This window comes from Acinetobacter sp. ACNIH1, assembly GCF_002934695.1.
Classification (GTDB): domain Bacteria; phylum Pseudomonadota; class Gammaproteobacteria; order Pseudomonadales; family Moraxellaceae; genus Acinetobacter; species Acinetobacter variabilis.
Window position 1 is genome coordinate 1,122,634 of the sequence record NZ_CP026420.1, and the last position, 20,508, is coordinate 1,143,141.

The 20,508-nt window shown below is 41.5% G+C and carries 20 protein-coding genes; 11 read left to right on the top strand and 9 right to left on the bottom strand.

The window, feature by feature from the left end:
- Nucleotides 1-61: 61 nt before the first annotated feature.
- Nucleotides 62-808, bottom strand: a complete 747-nt coding sequence (locus C3F22_RS05540; protein WP_104426015.1) for a hypothetical protein — start codon at nt 806-808, stop codon at nt 62-64.
- A gap of 113 nt (nt 809-921) precedes the next feature.
- Here C3F22_RS05540 and C3F22_RS05545 point away from each other — a divergent pair, with 113 nt between their 5' ends.
- The 3 genes from C3F22_RS05545 to gltS all read left to right on the top strand — a co-directional run bounded on the left by C3F22_RS05545 (nt 922) and on the right by gltS (nt 3,508).
- Nucleotides 922-1,854, top strand: coding sequence for an IS5 family transposase (locus C3F22_RS05545; RefSeq protein WP_104426016.1), 933 nt, complete (start codon nt 922-924; stop codon nt 1,852-1,854).
- A gap of 84 nt (nt 1,855-1,938) precedes the next feature.
- Nucleotides 1,939-2,160 carry a hypothetical protein gene (locus C3F22_RS05550; RefSeq protein WP_104426985.1) on the top strand — a complete coding sequence of 74 codons (222 nt, stop codon included), beginning with the start codon at nt 1,939-1,941 and terminating at the stop codon, nt 2,158-2,160.
- A 124-nt stretch (nt 2,161-2,284) separates the two neighbouring features.
- A complete protein-coding gene (gene gltS, locus C3F22_RS05555) occupies nt 2,285-3,508 on the top strand; it encodes a sodium/glutamate symporter (RefSeq protein ID WP_104426017.1) in 1,224 nt (407 codons plus the stop codon).
- 152 nt (nt 3,509-3,660) lie between these two features.
- Here gltS and C3F22_RS05560 read toward each other — a convergent pair whose 3' ends face one another.
- Nucleotides 3,661-4,527: an alpha/beta fold hydrolase gene (locus C3F22_RS05560; RefSeq protein WP_104426018.1), complete on the bottom strand. Its 867-nt coding sequence runs from the start codon at nt 4,525-4,527 to the stop codon at nt 3,661-3,663.
- Nucleotides 4,528-4,643: 116 nt separating this feature from the next.
- On the opposite strand from C3F22_RS05560, the gene C3F22_RS05565 reads away from it, so the two are divergent.
- A complete protein-coding gene (locus C3F22_RS05565) occupies nt 4,644-5,102 on the top strand; it encodes a hypothetical protein (protein WP_104426019.1) in 459 nt (152 codons plus the stop codon).
- A 107-nt stretch (nt 5,103-5,209) separates the two neighbouring features.
- Here the strand turns inward: C3F22_RS05565 and C3F22_RS05570 are convergent, their stop codons facing one another.
- Both C3F22_RS05570 and brnQ read right to left on the bottom strand, forming a co-directional pair.
- Complete coding sequence (locus tag C3F22_RS05570; protein WP_004783783.1) at nt 5,210-5,425, bottom strand: hypothetical protein; 216 nt, start codon at nt 5,423-5,425, stop codon at nt 5,210-5,212.
- Between the two features lie 591 nt (nt 5,426-6,016).
- The gene (gene brnQ, locus C3F22_RS05575) at nt 6,017-7,303 is read right to left on the bottom strand and encodes a branched-chain amino acid transport system II carrier protein (RefSeq protein WP_004783780.1); all 1,287 of its coding nucleotides are present in this window, start codon (nt 7,301-7,303) and stop codon (nt 6,017-6,019) included.
- 352 nt (nt 7,304-7,655) lie between these two features.
- Between brnQ and map the strand changes: the two genes are divergently transcribed.
- Complete coding sequence (gene map, locus C3F22_RS05580; protein WP_104426020.1) at nt 7,656-8,450, top strand: type I methionyl aminopeptidase; 795 nt, start codon at nt 7,656-7,658, stop codon at nt 8,448-8,450.
- 294 nt (nt 8,451-8,744) lie between these two features.
- On the opposite strand, the gene C3F22_RS05585 is transcribed toward map, so the two are convergent.
- From C3F22_RS05585 to C3F22_RS05600, 4 genes are all read right to left on the bottom strand, one after another.
- The gene (locus C3F22_RS05585; protein WP_104426021.1) at nt 8,745-9,644 is read right to left on the bottom strand and encodes a LysR substrate-binding domain-containing protein; all 900 of its coding nucleotides are present in this window, start codon (nt 9,642-9,644) and stop codon (nt 8,745-8,747) included.
- A gap of 87 nt (nt 9,645-9,731) precedes the next feature.
- The gene (locus C3F22_RS05590; protein WP_104426022.1) at nt 9,732-10,436 is read right to left on the bottom strand and encodes an SIR2 family NAD-dependent protein deacylase; all 705 of its coding nucleotides are present in this window, start codon (nt 10,434-10,436) and stop codon (nt 9,732-9,734) included.
- Nucleotides 10,437-10,455: 19 nt separating this feature from the next.
- Nucleotides 10,456-11,388 (bottom strand): alpha/beta fold hydrolase, encoded by a 933-nt coding sequence (locus tag C3F22_RS05595; protein ID WP_104426023.1) that lies wholly within the window; start codon nt 11,386-11,388, stop codon nt 10,456-10,458.
- Between the two features lie 14 nt (nt 11,389-11,402).
- A complete protein-coding gene (locus tag C3F22_RS05600; protein WP_004783769.1) occupies nt 11,403-11,951 on the bottom strand; it encodes a PadR family transcriptional regulator in 549 nt (182 codons plus the stop codon).
- A gap of 166 nt (nt 11,952-12,117) precedes the next feature.
- On the opposite strand from C3F22_RS05600, the gene C3F22_RS05605 reads away from it, so the two are divergent.
- The 4 genes from C3F22_RS05605 (at nt 12,118) to C3F22_RS05620 (ending at nt 17,180) form a co-directional block, all read left to right on the top strand.
- Nucleotides 12,118-14,142: an NADPH-dependent 2,4-dienoyl-CoA reductase gene (locus C3F22_RS05605; protein WP_104426024.1), complete on the top strand. Its 2,025-nt coding sequence runs from the start codon at nt 12,118-12,120 to the stop codon at nt 14,140-14,142.
- A 132-nt stretch (nt 14,143-14,274) separates the two neighbouring features.
- Nucleotides 14,275-15,426 (top strand): IS4-like element ISAbe18 family transposase, encoded by a 1,152-nt coding sequence (locus tag C3F22_RS05610; RefSeq protein ID WP_104425765.1) that lies wholly within the window; start codon nt 14,275-14,277, stop codon nt 15,424-15,426.
- A gap of 167 nt (nt 15,427-15,593) precedes the next feature.
- Complete coding sequence (locus C3F22_RS05615) at nt 15,594-16,004, top strand: nuclear transport factor 2 family protein (RefSeq protein ID WP_104426025.1); 411 nt, start codon at nt 15,594-15,596, stop codon at nt 16,002-16,004.
- Between the two features lie 69 nt (nt 16,005-16,073).
- Nucleotides 16,074-17,180 carry a YheT family hydrolase gene (locus C3F22_RS05620; RefSeq protein WP_004783762.1) on the top strand — a complete coding sequence of 369 codons (1,107 nt, stop codon included), beginning with the start codon at nt 16,074-16,076 and terminating at the stop codon, nt 17,178-17,180.
- Nucleotides 17,181-17,241: 61 nt separating this feature from the next.
- Here the strand turns inward: C3F22_RS05620 and C3F22_RS05625 are convergent, their stop codons facing one another.
- Nucleotides 17,242-17,697 carry a hypothetical protein gene (locus C3F22_RS05625; protein ID WP_373684945.1) on the bottom strand — a complete coding sequence of 152 codons (456 nt, stop codon included), beginning with the start codon at nt 17,695-17,697 and terminating at the stop codon, nt 17,242-17,244.
- A 228-nt stretch (nt 17,698-17,925) separates the two neighbouring features.
- On the opposite strand from C3F22_RS05625, the gene C3F22_RS05630 reads away from it, so the two are divergent.
- Entirely contained in the window at nt 17,926-19,566 is a 1,641-nt protein-coding gene (locus C3F22_RS05630) for a CTP synthase (protein ID WP_104426986.1), read from the top strand.
- 31 nt (nt 19,567-19,597) lie between these two features.
- Nucleotides 19,598-20,455: a 3-deoxy-8-phosphooctulonate synthase gene (kdsA, locus tag C3F22_RS05635; RefSeq protein ID WP_004783756.1), complete on the top strand. Its 858-nt coding sequence runs from the start codon at nt 19,598-19,600 to the stop codon at nt 20,453-20,455.
- The last annotated feature ends 53 nt before the right edge of the window (nt 20,456-20,508 follow it).

Below are 20,508 nucleotides of genomic sequence, written 5' to 3' on the forward strand. Positions count from 1 at the left end.
AGGGCTGATCTATCAGCCCTTATTTTTTAACTTTAAAAGACTAAATAATTATCTTTTATGATTAAAAGAAGTTGAACTCTTCTAATTCACCTATAAAAAGAACTTTTTTGTCGGCAACCCATTGTGTACCACTTCGCTCATTGACGTTTGTAAGATAAAAATAGTTGATAAAAAACCACCCAAAATGTTCACTAAAGTTAAAACCAAACTGATTTTTTATGCCTGGCAAATTGGAATATGTCATCTCGGTTTTTCCAATTGGAGAATTTAAAATATCTCTGCCACATTGATTTATTATTTCTTTATTCACACTCATTGTGATTTGTAAGCCAGTTGTGAAGTAAGCCAAATCACTCCTAATTATTTCAATAATATCAGTAGGTACTTTAAAATCAGGGTTTGCATAGATTCTACAACCAAAAGATTTTATAAAATATTTAAATAAATTAGTTTGTTGAGTTGGGAAGTCTTTTCCATAGATTTCTTCAAAATCTATGAAGCGCCGTTCTAAAATCAAATCATTATGATTTATTATATATTCAATAAATCTATCGTAAGCACGATCATAAGGTTGAGTTAAGGTGTTATTACATACCTTACATAAATCCTTAGGATTTTTAATTACATCAGAGTTAGCACCTTGAAGTTTGGTTTGCTTTCCATTTTTAAAATGAATAGGTTGTTTTTCCCTTAACTTATGATATGAGCCTTTACCATAAACACGAATAATATCTGTTTTTTTTAATGCATGTTCAGATGTATCAGCAATATTTGTTTGGCATATCCAACATAAACGACTATTTTGCATTAATATTAATTTAAACTTGTTAATTTCTTATTAGGATAAATAAGTTTTATAATTTAATCGGCTTTGTTGCACAAACCTATCTGTAAAGGGTTTTTCAGCGATATAATTTTCAAATGAAGAAGCCTGCACACAAAATCTACCGCACAACCAATTGGCCCGCATATAACCGAGCACTCATTAATCGCGGAAATATTGCCATTTGGTTTGATCCTGCTACGCAATGGTATGCGCCATCAAAAGGCAAACAAGGGCGAAATCAAACCTACTCCGACGCAGCCATCCAATGCTGCTTAATGATTAAATCCTTATTCCGTCTGTCTTTACGTATGGTCACTGGCTTTGTGCAAAGTCTGATTAAACTTTGCGGATTAAATTGGATAGCTCCAGATTACACCACGCTTTGTAGAAGACAAAAGCATATTGATATTGTAATCAGCTACCAAAAAAGTAGCGATGGGCTGCATCTACTCATGGACTCTACAGGCATGAAGTTTCTAGGTGAGGGCGAATGGAAACGCAAGAAACATGGACCTGAATATCGTCGCCAATGGCGTAAACTACATATTGGTATAGATGCCAAAACCCTACAAATACGCGCTATTCAGCTCACAACCAATAATGTCTGTGATTCACAGGTGCTTGGTGATTTACTTAATCAGATTCCACAAGATGAGCAGATTGACTCTGTTTATACCGATGGAGCTTATGACACCAAGCAATGCCGTCAGGTCATTGCAGATCGGCAAGCACATGCGGTGATTCCACCTAGAAAAAATGCGAAACCATGGAAAGATACAAAGAGTAGCTCGCTAGAGCGAAATGAATTACTTCGAGCAATTAAACGTTTAGGCAGGACACTATGGAAAAAATGGTCAGGCTATCATCGGCGAAGTTTGGTTGAAACTAAGATGCATTGCATCAAATTATTAGGAGATAAACTCAGTGCAAGGAGTTTTGATAGCCAAGTCAATGAGATCCATGCACGTGTGGCAGTCCTTAACAGATTTACGGAATTAGGTCGACCACTTACCCAAGTTACGCCTTAAATTTGGCTCAATTAGGGGCGCTTTGCATTTCAAATCTTTGTGCAACAAAGCCAATTTAATCTATTTTTCAAATCTTTCATTTCTATGCCAAAACAATCCCGATTCCTCTGTATCGGTGGCTTCCTGAACGGAACTCAGGTTAAAGACCAAGGCGATAGCTTTGTCTGCGTCGAAAATGCTAAACAGATGACTTACCATAAAAAGGAAATCTTCCATCAAGATGCTTGGGATCATGACTACTATGTCTGTGAAAGTATCACAGACCAACAAGCCAAAAAATGGGTCTATGATATTCCATTGTATTAATTACACCTGTTCGAGCTATAAATTAAACAATTACTAGAAACAATAACTTGCATAACATTTCTAAAATTGATTTTTCATACTTTTTTCTTAAAACTGTATAAAAATAAAGCCAATAGGGAATGTTATGAATTATGAAATCGATGCCTTTGGCACCTTGGTGATTGCAGTATTTTTTCTTTTTATTGGGCGGTATCTGGTTAGTAAAATTGGCTTCTTTAGAAACTATAATTTACCTGAACCCGTAATCGGCGGTTTAGTCGCAGCGATTGCGGCTTTTATTCTCTATAAATTTTTTAATATCAGCGCCACATTTAATTCAGAGATTCAAACCATCCTGATGCTGATGTTCTTTACCTCTGTTGGTTTAAGTGCAGACTTTTTGAAGCTCAAAGAAGGCGGGAAATCACTTCTGATCTTTCTGGTCTGTGTCATTTTATTTGTAGTTGTACAAAATGCGGTTGGCATGAGTTTAGCAACAGCACTTGGACTTGATCCGTTAATTGGCTTGATTGTTGGTTCGATTACTTTGACAGGAGGTCATGGTACTGCCGGTGCTTGGGGGGAGGTTCTGGAAACTCAACATGGGATCCAGGGGGCAATTGTCCTCGGAATGGCAAGTGCTACTTTTGGTTTGATTATTGGTGGACTTGTGGGTGGTCCGGTTGCCAAATTTTTGATTAAACGAAATCAGTTGGCAGAGACAGTAGCGCAAGAGACCAATGAACAACAACTCGATACTAGTATCAACACCGCACCCTTCGAATATCCAAAGAAAACCCGGTTGATTACAGCCAGTAATGCAGTGTCGACTTTGGGGATGTTTGCATTATGTATTTTTGTTGCGAATGAAATGACAGAGATTAGTCAGGGAAGATGGTTTGAACTGCCGACCTTTGTCTGGGCCTTAGGGACAGGGGTGATTGTACGTAACTTCCTGGAGCATGTGCTAAAAGTCGATATTTTCGACCGTGCTATTGATGTATTCGGAAATGCGTCATTGTCTCTGTATTTATCAATGGCTTTACTGTCGCTGCAACTCTGGTTGCTGGCCGATTTGGCAGGCCCGCTCATTACTATTTTGTTTGCGCAGACAGCGGTACTGATTTTATTTACCGCAATTGTGACCTTTAGAATCATGGGAAAAAATTACGATGCAGCCGTATTGGTGGCGGGGCATTGTGGTTTTGGTATGGGAGCAACTCCAACTGCGATTGCAAATATTCAGGCGGTCACCAATAGCTATGGTCCATCACATAAAGCATTTTTGATCGTACCGCTATGTGGTGCATTTTTTATTGATATTGTGAATGCTGTGGTGATTCAGAGCATCATTGCATTTTTCGGTTAAATTTTAATACGACTTCAAAATCATATAGACATTAAAAAGCCCCATGGTTAGGGGCTAGTCGTATGCACATCTGAGGCACATACTGTAAGAGGCTCATCTCATACTGAGCGTATTAAAGCACATTAACCTATCAATAGCCATTTAAATCATCTTTAGGCAGATAACTGTTGCTCAATGACTGGCCATAAGTTTTGATGTGACTTCTTGAACATCAGCATGTGGCCAATCCCTTTATGACCATATTCTTGGGGTTTTAGCTCAATCATTTCTGTGGCTGCTTTTGGATATAAGCGCAGCAAGTCTTTGACATTCGCTTGAGTGGCGATTTCATCATCCGAAGCCCAGATTGATGTGATCGGGCAGGTGATCTGAGCATGATAGTCATGTGCTGGTGCGATCTTTTTACCAATCGCATTAATTATATAACCTGGTTTACTACAAAATTCTGCCCATTCACGCGCCACATCTTTTGGCAGGTTTTCACCCATACCAATCGCTTGAGTTGGACCATAGCCTTTGGTGATACGTGCCAATGGGAAAATGATATTGAACATCACTGGTGCTAGTAATCTGGTGCGACCCTTTAAACCTTTAACATGACCCGTCGATCCAGCAATTGCCACGACTTTTTCCACTTTAGCATAGTTTGGGACAATACCCAGCAGCTGTCCACCAGCACTATGCCCAAGTAAGATGACCTTTTCTGTCTGAGTCTTAGCTAATAGCGCATCAATTGCAGCCGGAATGTCCAGTTGTCCCCATTGCACAATACTGGCTTTAGAATGCTTAACCGGACCTTTTAAGGATTCGCCAATACCCCGAAAATCAAATACCAACACTGCATAACTCTGAGCTTGCAGCCAACAGCTAAAACTATGATAAAACTGTTTGGTAATGCCAGTCGCAGGGCAGATTAATATAGGAGATTTCTTGCATTCAGCATCAGTAGCTGGATAAAAACGTGCACTTAATTGATAGCCATCCTGGCACTTTAGAGTCAATGTTTCGAATTCAGACATGGGCTACACTATATTTTTGAATCAGAATGAATGCTTAAATTTACCTGACTTCTTCAAAGAAACTTATTAAAACAATGACTAAAAAGTCATTACGATGATAAAAACGGAATGAAAATATGCAGGGAATCGAACTTGATCTGGCAGTAAAGATCGCGATTATTTTTAGTGGAATATTCTTATGGGTGGGGATGTTAACCGGGGTATGGAAATATTGGCAAATCCGTCAGTCTGTCAATTCACGGGCGCATTATTATGTGGATATTGCTCATCGCAGCAGTCTGCTTTATGCCCCTGCGACATTGATTCTGGCAGTATTGGCTTATTATTCAGCATTATCTTCGCAGATTAATTTGATCTGTGTATTGATCAATGTTCTCTTTTTCAGTTTCTCGATTAGTGCGTATATCTTGCATGGGTTTTTGAAAGATACGACGAATCAGTTTAAGCGACCGCATCAACTGGGTAAATTTCAGTTGCCGGGCGTGCTTATGACTTTGGCAATGGTCAGTTTGATTATTGCGGAATTGGGAGGGACGGGCATGCTTCTTTATGGGGCGGCGATCGGATTATTCTAATTTTTAATGGTTGATTTTATTTTTCGAGCTTTAAGCTTAATTTATTTCTTTTCTGCCAGATGGATGACTGGCCAGATCATCCACTGGGGTATAAATTTATTAATAAATTATCGGTATTTCTGGTCAATCACAGCCCATAAGAAAAAGGCTGCCGAAACAATCAAGGCATAACCTACGTACTCAAATTTTAAATTGCCTTGAATTAAACAATGCACAATCAAGGTCAGCATAAGCGCAACCGTGGTGCTTAGGAAAGTCACCAGATTGGTATTTGCTTTAAGAGCGTCAATGAAGACTTGCTTTTTGAAATGTACTGATAACATCTCCATCCCTCCTGTTTATTTGTATAATTGAAGAGTAAATCTTATTGATTTAGTCTGAATTGAATATACAGTTGTACTTCTTAATTTCAACCTTTGCAACTATTTAAGTGAACTTTAACAGTTAAAAAGGCCTCCTTTAGTCGTATTACCGCACTAATCAATGATTGCATCTGAATCATCATCTTAAACATTTCAGCGAGTGCAGTCCGACTGAAGTTTCAAGCAATCATTCATTGCTACCATTGGGAAAAGCAAATTCTACGCCAAAGATTTGTAGAGATAATCCAGAGAATGTAAGTCTATGTAGAATGATGAAGGTGAGTTGGTTTAATCAGGAAACAATATGTTTAAAAAACAGTAAAATACAGAGTGGTGTTGATCTTCTGCTAAAGAATGAAAATAGAAGTAAGAAAGAAGCTAATTAAAATAATTGATTAAAAGTCTATAAAGCTTTCTAAAATACAATTTGGCTATGATGAGAAGGTGAGGGTGTAAACAATAAATGCCGGTTTGGGTAAAACCTGACAGATATTGATCACGCTAAAACCGGATTTTGGGTAAAAATACGATTTTTATGACCTCTTAGAAAGATTAATTTCTGATACGGTCAATCACAGCGGCAATGACAAGAACAATAAGAGATGGAATCAACCATGCCATATTTTGTTCAGAAAGCGGTAAGTTCTGTAGCAATTCAGGTAATTCAAGGCCAGCAACTTTAAGGCCATCAAAAATACCGAAAATAAATGCAACCAGTGTGGCCGGTGCAACAACTTGAGCAGGCTTTTTAAAGAAATGACCGCAGAAGCTTAGCAGGATCACTGCAATCGCAGGCGGATAAATCGCGCTCAATACAGGCACAGACACGGCAATCAGTTTGGTCAAACCAAGATTTGAAATCACTAGCGAGAAGCCGACCAGTACAAAGACAAAGGCTTTATAAGGCAGTTTGGTAATAGATGAGAAATATTCAGCACATGCGCAGGTCAAACCAATCGCAGTCACCATGCAGGCAACAAAGATCATGGTGGCAAGGAAATAAGCACCCATATCACCAAAAGCATGTTGTACATAGGCATGCAGAATAATCGCACCATTGGCAGCATTAGGGGCAACATCGTGACTACCTAGGCCTAGTTTAAACAGGCTGAGATACACCAGCGTCAAACCGATACCAGAAATAATCGCTGCATTGACTGCATATTTGGTAATCAGCTTGCGATCCGTTACGCCACGAGAAGTAATCGCACGCACGATCACAATACCAAAGACCAATGCGCCTAAGGTATCCATGGTCAGATAACCATTAACGATGCCTTCAGTTACCGGACTTGTAACATAGTTACCCACTGCAGCAGGTGGTTTGCCGGCAGGAATCAACACTGCAGCACCGCCTAAAATGATCAATGCGATAATTTTTACTGGGGACAGGAAGTATCCAACCGTATCCAGAATCTTATTTGGATAAAGGGAAACCAGAGTCACTACAGCAAAATAGATCACACTATAGATCAGCAGATTGCTAGGTGCATTGCCAAAGTATGAAGAGAAGCCGATTTCATAAGAAACGGTTGCAGTACGTGGTGTCGCAAATAAAGGTCCAACCGTCAGATAACAGACCACAGTCAGTAAAAGACTGGCTGCTTTACCTAAAGGAGAACTTAAGATCTGGATTGAACCTTCAACACGTGACAATGCCACGATGGTGATGACAGGTAGGCCAACTGCCGTAATCAGGAAACCTAGGGCAGCTAACCATACATGCTCACCGGCTTGTTGAGCCACAATCGGTGGAAAGATAATGTTGCCCGCACCAATGAACAGTGCAAAGGTCATAAAACCTAAGGCCACAATATCTCTTGTACGGAGACTTGTCATAGAGAGAGAACAAATAAATAAAAGAAAGCGATTTTAGTGTATATATGATGATTTTTGGAGTTTAATTTAATGCCGAAAGCCTTGATTTTACTGATCTTGATGATCGGATAAAGTGAACTTTAAAAGCTTGGTAGAAATATATCTTTGATATTCAGTTGAAAAAAATATAATTTATTTTTAAATAAATAAATCATTTAGACTTCATTTCATTATATTCGGCTTATTATTTGTATAAATAAGCAGCATTGAGATTCTCTATAGCAAGTTTTAAGAATTGTCATGCAGACCGAACAAATGCGCATCTTGGCTAAAAAAGGACTATAATTTCCCGATTCACCTTGAGGATAGATCCATGCGAGCTCCAGCGATTACTCTGAAAACCGAACAAGATATCGAAAAATTACGTATATCTGGGCGTTTAGCTGCACAGGTCTTGGAAATGATCGGGGAGCATGTCAAGCCGGGTGTCACGACTGAATATCTGGATGACATCTGTCATGATTTTATCGTCAATACGCTAAAAGTGACGCCTGCCAATATTGGCTATTATGGTTATACCAAAACCACCTGTATTTCACCGAATGAAGTGGTTTGTCATGGTATTCCATCTCCGAATACTGTCTTGCAAGACGGCGATATTATTAATATTGACGTTGCGATTATTAAAGACGGTTATTTTGGCGATACCAGCCGGATGTATTATGTTGGTACACCATCTCCTGAAGCCAAACGTCTGGTCGAAACCACTTATGAAGCTATGGTTGCCGGGATTCATGCCGTTAAACCGGGCGCAACCCTAGGCGATATTGGTTATGCAATCCAGTCTGCTGCACAGCGTGAAGGCTACACCATTGTGCGTGAATATTGTGGTCATGGGATTGGTAAAATTTATCACGAACAGCCAAACATTATGCATTACGGGCAACCAGGTCAGGGCATCAAACTGGTACCCGGTATGGTCTTTACCATTGAACCTATGGTCAATATGGGCAAAGCACGTGTTAAAGAGTTAAAGGACGGCTGGACAGTCGTGACTGCGGATAAATCCTGGTCAGCTCAATGGGAGCACATGGTAGTCGTGACCGACACAGGTTTTGAGCTGTTATCGCCGTGGCCAGAAGGTACAGGCGAGTATCCAGAAATTTAAATTATTTTTCACGTTATGCATTGAAATACAGTAGCTTACATAAATTACAGCTTGCTTGCTATTGGTGACGAAAGCCTACAAAACACTACATGAAGAAGTGGTTTAACCAGCCAAATTCTCTTAATCTATTTATAGTTAGTTCATGATTGTTCTATTAGATGTCTGATTACTGTGTATTAGATTTGGCTTAGCGGTAGTAGTTTCCTTTCGTTCACTTCATGCTGTAGTGAATTGTTTTTATTAGCTCATTTTTCCCCAAGAATGAGCTATTTTTTTTGCCTGAAATATTTCTATTTATACAAGATGCAGGTGCTCAACCAGATAATCAATAAATACCCGCACAGCCGGTAACAGGCCACGACGGGAAGGATAAACCAGATGAAAAATGCCATGTGCGGTTTTCCAGTCTGAAAGTACCCGAACCAGTTCGCCACGTTCTACATATTGCTGCACGACATTATCGGGCAATAAGGTAATGCCGCAGCTTGAAGCCGCCAGTTGTGCCAGCATATTCAGGTCTGATCCCATTACGGTCGGGTTGATCCGGATTTTTTTCTGTTGCTGCTGCTCATTCTGCAATATCAGGAACTGTTCAGTATGTTCCTCAGCCATGCTTAAAATTTTATGTTCAGAGAGCTGTTCAGGCGTTTTCAGATCGCCAAATTCATTCAGATAGCCCTGACTGGCAAACAGATGCTGTTCAATTTTTTCAAACTGACGAATCACCAGATTCGGATCATCATCCAGGCTGGTCCGTACCCGTAGGGCCAGATCAAAGCCTTCGTTAATGATGTCCACGCGTCGATTGGTGATCATCATCTGGACTTTAATTTCAGGATATTTTTTCAGGAAATCCGGCAGGATTTTTGCCATTTCATTCTGGGCAATGGAGACGGGCAGGCTGACTTTAATAGTGCCACGCGGTTCAGTACTGAGATGATCTACCAGGTCGTATGCAGCCTGTGCTGCACTGAGCATCACTTGTGCATGGCGATAGATATTCATGCCAATATCAGTGACTGCAAAATGACGGGAACTACGCTGAATCAGACGGACGCCAAGACGTTCTTCCAGATTATAAACGCGGCGGCTGAGCTTGGATTTGGGAATATCGGTAGCACGTTCGGCTGCACTAAAGCCGCCATGTTCGACGACCTGCGCAAAACAGTAAAAATCATCCAGATCAGTCAGCATCGTTTAATTCCATTCCTGCAACAATAGGCTGATTAAAAAATGATTGTTGCATACTGTCAACTATAGAATACGAATTTTGAATGATGACTAGATCTCGGACTCAAGTAATTTAAGTAAGGTTTTCATGCCTTCTGTGGCCGTCTGGGAAATCTTGTGAAACTGAACGGGTAAATGCTGTTGATCTGCTTTGGGATCAATATAATAAGCTGTGCAGTGAGTTGGAATCTCATGGATTAAACCAGCAACAGGATATACTTGCAGGCTAGTTCCAATGACCACAAAAATATCAGCGTCCTGTACACAATCTTGTGCTTCTTCATAAGCTGGTACAGCTTCGCCAAACCAGACCACATGTGGACGTAGTGGATAGCCATCCTTACAGAAGTGTTTAGTTAAATCTAATTCAGTCCCTTCAATCGGATAAAACTCGGTGGTGTACTGACAATTTGGGCCTGAGGTTTTGGCTAGGCAGATATTGCCATGCAGGTGAATAACCTTAGAACTTCCGGCACGTTCATGCAGATCATCAATATTTTGGGTAATCACATGGACATCAAAATCATCTTCAAGTTCAGCAATGAGTTGATGAGCTGCATTTGGCTGTGCTTCCAGAATATTTTTACGTCGGGCATTATAAAAGCGTTGCACGAGTTCCGGATTTTTAGCCCAAGCTTCCGGTGTGGCCACTTCTTCTATACGATACTGTTCCCAAAGCCCATCACTGTCACGAAAGGTGTTAATCCCACTTTCAGCACTCATGCCAGCACCTGAAAACACCACCAGTTTTTTCATGATTTCTTCTCCTTAATCTTTAAGCCGCTGAAGAGCTGGACTGTAAATTTTCTTTCAGAAAGATGCCGAGCTCCTTGGCAAATTTGAGTGGTTCGGTCAGTAAAGGGGTATGACCAGATTTGTTGAAAAGCACATGTTTAGCTTGAGGCAGGCTTTGAGCAATCAGGCGCTGGCCTTCCACAGGATAAAGTTTGGACTGCACACCGCTAAAGAAAGTCACCGGACAAGTAAGCTTCGCCAGAGCTTCACGATAATCTTCATGATGATATAAATAATTATTGATGTACCACGTCATATAATCTACCCGACTGGAAGGCAGGAGCAGGCTTTGCAGACGAGGTCGGTTCAGGATGAACTTAAACACTTTTAAACTGGCTGGACGATCATTTTGTAGCTGCATGAAGCGCAGCCATAATGCTGTAATTTGCTGACGTACTGCAGTATCCAGATTCCGAATGAGTTCAATCTGCTGATGTTCTGCAAGTAATGTTGAAAGCTGCTGCAAAATTTCAATAAATTCCTGATGGCGTGAACCAAAAAGTCCAAATGTCCAAGCATCATCAACCGGAATCTTCGGTGTTTGGTCAATATGCAAATAAGCTGCTATGTGTTTGGCAAAATCCCCGTAGCACAAGCCATGCATGGTGGTGGTTGCGCCCATCGAGTAAGCAATTACAATAAATTGATCTAAATTGAGCTGTTGGATCACCGACTGAACATCAAGCCAGTGACTGGAAATCGCATCCAGGTCTTGCGGAATTTTGCAGTGACTAGATGCCCCAAACCCACGCCACTCGGGAATAATAAAGCGGAAATTTTTCTGATGTGGATAGTGAAAAGCTGCCCATTGCCAGCTCAACATGCCCAGACCTGATAGGACCAAGACCGGTTGACCCTGACCGTATTCACGTACAAATAACTGTTCGCCATCTGGCATGCTATAGAAGGGCATGCATATCTCCGTATTTATAATTTTTCTACATCGAATTGTTTAAGTTTGGGAATAACCTGTTCCAGCCAGGCAATCCAGCCCAGTTCCTGGTCAATACCCAGTTGCAGAATCATTTTATGAATATACAGGGTTCGGTCATTTTCGTCAGCTTGAGCAAAGTCTTTGGCGAAAATCTGCTGATAGGTTTTAAGCTTCTCTTTATGTATTTCTAGATGGCGTTCCAGTTCAGGTAAGGTGCTGTTGCCGCCCAGCTGGGCTTCTGCACGTAGACGAACCATCAATTCTTCACGAAGCTGTGCAGGAGAACTATGCTCCAGCATCCAGTTAGCCAGTTCTTCCCGGCCGAGTCGCTCTACCTGATAGGTCTTTTTACGGCTATGAGAATCTTCCTCTTCTATCGTCGAAATCCAGCCTTTTTGCAGCATGGCATTCAGTTCACGATAGATCTGCTGATGGGTGGCATTCCAGAAGAAGCCCATGGAGCGGTCAAAACGGCGTGCCAGTTCAATGCCAGTGCTCGGTTTCTCAATCAGGCTGGTGAGTAAAACATGTGATAAAGACATAAACGTCTCAAGAAAATGACTCGGGATTATTATGCAACATGTTGCATAAAAATCAATTCTGCACTATAAATTAGTGCAACAAGTTGCATAAGACTGTTGCTTGATGGAAGTAAATCAGTCAGCCTGAATAAAAATAGCCAGCACATCTGCACGCTAAGGAGTTGAAATGTCTAAATATCCGAATTTACTTGCCCCACTGGATCTGGGTTTTACCACGCTTAAAAACCGTGTTTTGATGGGCTCCATGCATGTGGGCTTAGAAGAAGCACCGGGCGGTTATAATCGGATGGCTGCCTTTTATGCAGAACGTGCCAAGGGTGGTGTAGCCTTAATTGTCACAGGTGGTATTTCGCCGAATGATCATGGCGTCACTTTTCAGGGTGGTTCCAAGCTCGATACGATTGAAGAAGCTGAAAAGCATAAAGTGATTACCCAAGCTGTACATGAAGCTGGCGGGAAAATTGCCATGCAGATCCTGCATACCGGCCGTTATTCTTATCAGGCGGAAAATGTTGCGCCGTCTTCAATTCAGGCACCGATTAATCCAGTCAAACCGCATGCCTTAAGCTCGGCTGAAGTGCAGCAGACCATCGATGATTTTGCCAACTGTGCCAGACTGGCTCAGTATGCAGGTTATGATGGTGTCGAAATCATGGGCTCAGAAGGTTACCTGATCAATGAGTTCATCGCAGCACGTACCAATCATCGTGATGATGAATGGGGTGGCAGCTATGAAAACCGTATCCGTTTCCCGATTGAAATTGTACGCCGTACCCGTGAAATGGTCGGTGAGAACTTTATTATTATTTATCGTCTTTCGATGCTGGATCTGGTTGAAGGCGGTTCAACTCTAGAAGAAGTAATCCAACTCGCCAAAGCCATCGAGAAAGCGGGCGCGACGATTATTAATACCGGTATTGGCTGGCATGAAGCGCGTATTCCGACCATTGCTACTAAAGTGCCACGTGCGGCCTTTACCTGGGTTACGCGTAAGCTAAAAGGTCAGGTGAATATTCCTCTTATTACCTCTAACCGTATTAATACCCCGGAAATGGCAGAATATGTCCTGGCTACAGGTGATGCCGATATGGTGTCAATGGCACGTCCAATGCTGGCAGACTCTGAGTTTGTCTTAAAAGCAGAACAGGGCCGTAGTGATGAAATCAATACCTGTATCGGTTGTAACCAAGCCTGTCTGGATCATATTTTCTCGATGAAAATTGCCACCTGTCTGGTGAATCCACGTGCTTGTTATGAAACCGAACTGATCTTTAAAGAAACCAATGTAGCGAAAAATATTGCAGTGATTGGTGCGGGGCCGGCAGGTTTAAGCTTTGCCATCTATGCAGCAGGTCGTGGCCATCATGTCACTGTATTTGAAGCTTCAGCACAGATTGGTGGGCAATTTAATATTGCGAAGACCATTCCAGGTAAGGAAGAGTTTTATGAAACCTTGCGCTATTTTAAACGTCAGATTGAATTGCAACCACGTATTCAATTGAAATTAAATTGCACCGCGACCTTTGATCAGCTGATTTCAGCCGAATTTGATGACATTGTGGTTGCCACTGGGGTGACACCGCGTCAGCTTGATATTCCTGGAATTGATCATCCTAAAGTATTGTCTTATCTGGATGTACTAAGAGAGCGTAAACCAGTCGGCCAGCGTGTAGCGATTATTGGTGCAGGTGGTATTGGCTTTGATACAGCCGAGCTGCTCAGTCATGGGACCGAAAGTGGCAGTGTCAATCCGGAAAAATTCTATGATGAATGGGGGATCGACACTAACTATGAAAATGTTGGTGGACTTAAGACAGCCAATCTAGAACAACCTGAACGTGAAATTTATTTATTGCAGCGTAAAGCAGCTTCTGTCGGTTCAAGTCTGGGTAAAACCACAGGCTGGATTCACCGTACTGGCTTAAAACATCGTAATGTCAAAATGATTGCCGGTGCAAGCTATGAAAAAATCGATGATCAGGGCTTGCACGTTATAGTGAATGATCAACCTGCAGTATTAGACGTAGATAATGTCATTATCTGTGCTGGTCAGGAATCTTATACCGCCATGTTTGATGAACTGAAAGCTGCCGGTAAAAACGTACATCTCATTGGTGGTGCGAAAGAAGCAGGTGAGCTGGATGCGAAACGTGCGATCCGGCAGGGTGCTGAATTGGCTGCGGTAATTTAATTCTCTATAGCTTTATTTAAAAGGAAGATAACTCCCACTGCTGTCCCATAGTTTGCTTTAAATAAAAAAACCTGAGTCCTAACAGTTAAAATATGAGTGCAAACAAACACTTTAACGACCAGGATTCAGGTTTTGTCACATCAGAATACCGTATTTCATGAGCTAATTAAACCTGTTGTGCGACAGGATTTTGAACAACTTGCTAAAGTACACCATGTTGGACAGAAATTTAGAGCGGCTTCCCGGTGGGATCAGTTTATTGCCATATTGATGTCTCAATTCTCTTGTAGGCAAAGTCTGAGAGATATTCAATCCAATTTGGAGTGCCAACAGGAAAAGCTAAGTCATCTCGGAGCAAAGTCTATTCCCCGAAGCACGCTGGCACGAATCAATGAGCAGCAGCCTGCTGCCTTGTATCAACAGCTATTTTACAAGTTGCTTAAATACTATGACCACTCAAAAGTCGCTCATAAATTTCGCTTTAAGAATCCCTTGTATTCCTTGGATGCCAGTCATATTGACCTGTCGCTTTCCTTATGTGAATGGGCCAAAGTTCACGACTCAAAAGCCAGCATGAAACTCAGTATAGGATTGAATCACAGCAATGATATTCCTGAGTTTGTTGCAGTTGAAAATGGCAAAGAAAATGACATGGTACAAGGCCGCAAATTCCAGTTTCCTGCTGGCAGCATTGTAGTTTTTGATAAAGGCTATGTCGATTACCAATGGTATGCAAATCTGACTGCTCAAAACATTGGATTTGTCACACGTTTTAGGCCTAAATCTGTGTATCAGGTGATCCAGCAACATCCAGTGCTTGAATCCAAAGGTATTCTAAAAGATGAAACCATTCAGCTGAATAGCGCACATGCCCTAAAAAGAAAAGCCCCAGTGTTAAGAAGAATTGAATATAGAGATCAGCAAAGTGGCAAGCATTTTAGCTTTCTCAGCAATAACTTTCATTTAGCCGCCTCCACCATTGCGGCGATTTATAAAGATCGTTGGAAAGTTGAGCTGTTCTTTAAGGCGATTAAGCAGAATCTCAAATTAAAAGCGTTTCTAGGCCGCAGCAGGAACGCAATTCAGACACAAATCTGGATTGCGATGATCGCCTATTTATTGGTGAGTTTCGCTCAACATTTAGGAAAAACAGGTTGGACAGTTCAACGTTTACTCAGAATAATTCAAGTGAATTTGTTTGAAAGAAGAACTTTAAAAGCTTTATTTTCACCCGATAAAATACCCATAAAACAAGAGGAAGCTCAAATGAGCTTCCTCTTGTGAAAAATTGTGGGACAGCAATGAGATAACTCCTCCCTTTATAAAAGGTAGGTTGGGAGGGATTTAAATATAAAGAGAATCCCCCTAACCCCCTTTATTAAAGGGGGAAATTTCATTATTAAAACGAAGAAAGCGTATAGATAGAACTCTAAAAATAAAAGGAATCTAAAATGACACTTGAAATAACAAAACAGGCTATTACACGCTGGCATGAAATGTTGGAAACACGTGATATGTCCATATTGAATGAACTCCTCGCGGATAATGTCGTATTCCGCTCGCCCGTGGCTTTTCAGCCTTATCCCGGGAAACAGGTTGTATTTTTTATCTTGACCAATGTGATTCAGGTCTTTGAAAACTTTACTTATCACCGTGAATTTCTTAGTGAAGATGGTAACAATGTTGTACTTGAGTTTTCCGCCAATGTCAGCGATAAGAAACTTAAGGGAATCGACATGATTCAGTTCAATGATGAAGGTCAGATCATTGATTTTGAAGTAATGATCCGACCAAAATCTGGACTTGAAGCCTTAGCTGTAGAAATGGGCCAGCGGATTCAGGCTTATCAGGCTAATACTTAATTTCCTAAAATTGATTCAAGTCGGCATGAAGTTTGTACATCACTGATAGAAAACTAGAGGGGAATACAGATGAAAATGTGGCTTAAAAAAATGAGTCAACTTTCAAGTGAATATCTGGACCGCTTTAGCGGAGCGGATCTTCCAACACTTTATTATAATCCGAATGGTTTATTTTCTGGTGTGATTGAACGTTTACCACTTTTAAAACAGAAATATCGTCCAACACCGTGGTTATCAAATGCGCATGCGCACATTTTATATCTGGACTTGATAAAAAAACGCACGATTAAGCTGCAATATGATGTGCTTGAGCAGCTGAATATGTCCGATGGCGGCATTACTGGCATTGCCTGGTATGGTTTAGATTTACCGCCAAGTACACCTACTATTGTGTTATTACATACCATTACCGGTTCTCCGGAATCCATGCGGGAGCTGGTACGTGACCTGCATAAATATACAGGCTGGCGTGTTGCCCTGTGTTTGCGCCGTGGTCATGCTGACCTGCCAATGCCTGTGCCAAAAATGAACCTGTTTGGCTCCACTCAGGACTTGCGTGAACAGCTGCTCTATATTCAGGACAAATTTCCTCAATCCGATCTCTATGGTGTAGGTTCTTCTGCGGGTACAGGACTGTTAGTTCGCTACTTGGGTGAGGAGGGCGAGCAAACCCCGCTCAAAGCAGCCTTTGCCTTATGCCCAGGTTATAATACCGAAACCGGTTTTGCTTATGTGCATCCGTTTTATAGCAAAGTCATGGCTAAAAAACTGATCAAACGTTTTATCCACCCTTATCAGGAAACCTGGCAGATTTATCCTTCATGGAAGCAATTGCTTGAGGTGAAAGACTTGTCTGAATTTGAACAGCACTACTATGAGCTGGCAGGTTTTTCAGATTATGAAAGCTATACCAAGGCCACCAACCCGATTTATGTCTTTGAAAATGTCAAAATTCCATTGATGATTTTGAACTCGGAAGATGACCCGGTCTGTCATATCAAGAATCTGGAACCGTATAAGGATGCCATTCGAGCTATGCCGAATATTGTAGTCGTCACCACTAAAAAAGGCAGCCACTGTGGCTTTTATCAGGGTTTAATGCAGACAGAATCATGGGCCACTCGTCTGATGGCAGAGTATTTACTGCAACTTTCCGATACTCCAACGGCAGCTTGAAAGAGATTTTTAAACCATAAAAAACCCAGCATAAGCTGGGTTTTTTTGATGAAGGATTATATTAGTTTTCAAGTGCTGGCATAGCAGCAGCAATCGCATCTGCAACTGCATCATCTTCAGACTTGTTTGCAGAAGATGAATTGTTTTTAGGAGCGGCTGGTGTTGCTGCAGGTTTTGCAGGCTGCTCAGTACTTGAATTTGTTTCAGCTGCAGGCGCAGGCTCTGATTGAGCAGGTTCTGGTTTTTTAACTTCACGGCGAATTTCAGTCGTAGTATTCGCAGTTTGTTCGCGCTGGATTTCAACAGTCGGTGCTGCTGGTGCTTCTTCAACCGGTTCAACTGGTGTTGATTCTAATGGTTCAACAGGCTCAAGTTGTACAGGTTCCGGAGCAACCACTTCAGATGCTGGAGTAACTTCGGTTTGTTCTTCTTCTTTTGGAGCTTCTTTTTTTACACAACCAGTCAGTGTAAGGCCAGTCAGGATCAGGGTACAGATTAAAAGTTTCTTCATCATCATTGCATCAAACAGAATAGTGTAGGGTGTGAATGCTCCTATTATAGCAGCAAAATGCAATATATAAATCATATGAACTTACTGTAATTTTTTTAAGGAATTGCTGTTAGAATAGTCAATTGTTTATTGTTCTTTGATTTGATGCGGATTGACTTTGCTTTATTGGTACAAGGTAAAGTAAAATTGCGCAACATTGCAGGCCGATTTAGGCTCGATTGTACGAGAAACCCAATGACCCATTTTATTTTCGTGACTGGTGGTGTTGTTTCATCACTAGGTAAAGGTATTTCAGCTGCTTCTGTTGCTGCACTTTTAGAAGCCCGTGGTTTAAAAGTGACCATGGTAAAAATGGATCCATACATTAATGTCGATCCAGGGACTATGAGCCCATTCCAGCACGGTGAAGTTTTTGTTACAGAAGACGGTGCTGAAACAGACTTAGACTTGGGTTACTACGAACGTTTCTTGCGTCGTGCGAAAATGACCAAACTGAATAACTTTACATCAGGCCGTGTTTATCAGGATGTTCTGAATAAAGAACGCCGTGGTGACTACCTGGGTGGTACTGTACAAGTTATTCCACACATTACTGACAACATCAAAGAACGTGTACTTCGCGCTGGCGAAGGTTATGACGTTGCGATCGTTGAGATCGGCGGTACTGTAGGTGACATTGAATCTCTCCCATTCATGGAATCTGTACGTCAGTTAATGGTTGAACTTGGTCATAAACGTACGATGCTGATGCACTTAACGTTACTCCCATACATTAAGTCTGCAGCAGAATTAAAAACTAAACCAACTCAACACTCAGTAAAAGAACTTCTGTCTATTGGTATTCAACCAGACATTTTGATCTGCCGTACTGAACATGATGTTGATGCAGATACGACGCGTAAAATTGCCTTGTTCACTAACGTAGAAGCGCGTGCAGTAGTCGTGTGTAAAGATGCACGTACGATCTACCAGATTCCACGTACTTTCTATGAACAGAACGTTGATGATCTCATCTGTGAACGTTTTGGCTATGACAATCTTCCAGAAGCAGACCTGTCTGACTGGGATAATGTGGTAGAAGCTTTACTGAACCCTGAATACACTGTACGTGTTGCAATGGTGGGTAAATATGTTGAACTTCCAGATGCCTACAAGTCTGTGAACGAAGCACTTTTACATGCGGGCATTCAAAACCGAGTGAAAGTTCAGATCGACTATGTCAATGCTGAAGAACTTGAAAGCCAAGATGTCAATGAAGTATTGAAAGATGCGGATGCGATTCTGGTTCCGGGTGGTTTCGGTGAGCGTGGTACTGAAGGCAAAATGAAAGCGATTCGTTTTGCACGTGAAAACGGTGTGCCATTCCTGGGCATCTGCTTGGGTATGCAGCTTGCAGTGATCGAATATGCACGTAACGTGGCGGGTATCACTGATGCGACTTCAACAGAATTCAACCGCTCAACCAAATCTCCATTGATTGGTCTGATCACTGAATGGTTAGATGAGCGCGGTGAAGTTCAACAGCGTTCAGTAGATTCAGACCTTGGCGGTACCATGCGTCTAGGTGCACAGAAGTCTGAACTGGTACCGGGTACCAAGACTGCTGAAGTGTATGGTTCGGATGAAATTATCGAACGTCATCGTCACCGTTACGAGATGAACAACCGTTATATCCCAGTGCTGGAAGAAAAAGGCATGAAGATTTCTGGTTATTCTCCGGTACAACATCTGGTAGAAACTGTTGAAATTCCTGCACATCCTTGGTTTATTGCAGTACAATTCCACCCGGAATTTACCAGCTCGCCACGTGATGGACATCCATTATTTGCCGGTTTCATTGATGCTGCAAAAAAACAGTACCAAAAAACCAAATAATGCGAGTTTAAGACACAACTAGGAAGTTTAAATGTCACAATTAAAACCACAAGAAATTGTACGTTTAGGCGATATACAAATGGCAAACCACTTGCCATTTGTACTATTCGGCGGCATGAACGTACTTGAGTCGAAAGACTTAGCTTTTGAAATTGCAGAGACTTATGTTGATATCTGCAAGCGTTTAGATATTCCATATGTCTTTAAAGCAAGTTTTGACAAAGCCAACCGTTCAAGCCTGAACTCATTCCGTGGGCCTGGCCTCGAAAAAGGAATCGAGTGGTTAGCCGACATTAAAAAACATTTTAATGTACCAATTATCACTGATGTACATGAGCCGTATCAGGCTGCTCCTGTGGCAGAAGTTGCTGACATTATTCAGCTACCTGCATTCTTAAGTCGTCAGACTGACCTGGTTGAAGCGATGGCAAAAACTGATGCCATCATCAACATCAAAAAAGCCCAGTTCCTTGCTCCGCATGAAATGCGCCACATTTTGCATAAATGTCTGGAAGCAGGGAATGACAAGCTGATTCTTTGTGAGCGTGGTTCAGCCTTTGGTTACAACAATCTGGTTGTAGACATGCTGGGCTTCGACATCATGAAAGAAATGAACGTGCCAGTATTCTTTGATGTAACGCATGCATTACAAACTCCGGGCGGTCGTGCTGACTCTGCCGGTGGTCGTCGTGCGCAGATTACTACACTGGCGCGTGCCGGTATGGCAACAGGTCTTGCAGGTTTATTCCTGGAAGCTCATCCAAATCCAGATGTGGCAAAATGTGATGGTCCTTGTGCCTTGCGTTTATCTCAACTAGAACCATTCCTGGCTCAATTAAAAGAGCTGGATACTCTAGTGAAAGGATTTGAAAAATTAGATACACATTAATTCAATATACATTGATGCGTCTTTTTTGACGCATCATTTTTATTAATCAACTG

Excerpts from the sequence above, each read along its gene's own strand:
- C3F22_RS05540 (WP_104426015.1), bottom strand. The coding sequence starts at position 808 with ATGCAAAATAGTCGTTTATGTTGGATATGCCAAACAAATATTGCTGAT.
- C3F22_RS05545 (WP_104426016.1), top strand. The coding sequence starts at position 922 with ATGAAGAAGCCTGCACACAAAATCTACCGCACAACCAATTGGCCCGCA.
- C3F22_RS05550 (WP_104426985.1), top strand. The coding sequence starts at position 1,939 with ATGCCAAAACAATCCCGATTCCTCTGTATCGGTGGCTTCCTGAACGGA.
- gltS (WP_104426017.1), top strand. The coding sequence starts at position 2,285 with ATGAATTATGAAATCGATGCCTTTGGCACCTTGGTGATTGCAGTATTT.
- C3F22_RS05560 (WP_104426018.1), bottom strand. The coding sequence starts at position 4,527 with ATGTCTGAATTCGAAACATTGACTCTAAAGTGCCAGGATGGCTATCAA.
- C3F22_RS05565 (WP_104426019.1), top strand. The coding sequence starts at position 4,644 with ATGCAGGGAATCGAACTTGATCTGGCAGTAAAGATCGCGATTATTTTT.
- C3F22_RS05570 (WP_004783783.1), bottom strand. The coding sequence starts at position 5,425 with ATGTTATCAGTACATTTCAAAAAGCAAGTCTTCATTGACGCTCTTAAA.
- brnQ (WP_004783780.1), bottom strand. The coding sequence starts at position 7,303 with ATGACAAGTCTCCGTACAAGAGATATTGTGGCCTTAGGTTTTATGACC.
- map (WP_104426020.1), top strand. The coding sequence starts at position 7,656 with ATGCGAGCTCCAGCGATTACTCTGAAAACCGAACAAGATATCGAAAAA.
- C3F22_RS05585 (WP_104426021.1), bottom strand. The coding sequence starts at position 9,644 with ATGCTGACTGATCTGGATGATTTTTACTGTTTTGCGCAGGTCGTCGAA.
- C3F22_RS05590 (WP_104426022.1), bottom strand. The coding sequence starts at position 10,436 with ATGAAAAAACTGGTGGTGTTTTCAGGTGCTGGCATGAGTGCTGAAAGT.
- C3F22_RS05595 (WP_104426023.1), bottom strand. The coding sequence starts at position 11,388 with ATGCCCTTCTATAGCATGCCAGATGGCGAACAGTTATTTGTACGTGAA.
- C3F22_RS05600 (WP_004783769.1), bottom strand. The coding sequence starts at position 11,951 with ATGTCTTTATCACATGTTTTACTCACCAGCCTGATTGAGAAACCGAGC.
- C3F22_RS05605 (WP_104426024.1), top strand. The coding sequence starts at position 12,118 with ATGTCTAAATATCCGAATTTACTTGCCCCACTGGATCTGGGTTTTACC.
- C3F22_RS05615 (WP_104426025.1), top strand. The coding sequence starts at position 15,594 with ATGACACTTGAAATAACAAAACAGGCTATTACACGCTGGCATGAAATG.
- C3F22_RS05620 (WP_004783762.1), top strand. The coding sequence starts at position 16,074 with ATGAAAATGTGGCTTAAAAAAATGAGTCAACTTTCAAGTGAATATCTG.
- C3F22_RS05625 (WP_373684945.1), bottom strand. The coding sequence starts at position 17,697 with ATGATGATGAAGAAACTTTTAATCTGTACCCTGATCCTGACTGGCCTT.
- C3F22_RS05630 (WP_104426986.1), top strand. The coding sequence starts at position 17,926 with ATGACCCATTTTATTTTCGTGACTGGTGGTGTTGTTTCATCACTAGGT.
- kdsA (WP_004783756.1), top strand. The coding sequence starts at position 19,598 with ATGTCACAATTAAAACCACAAGAAATTGTACGTTTAGGCGATATACAA.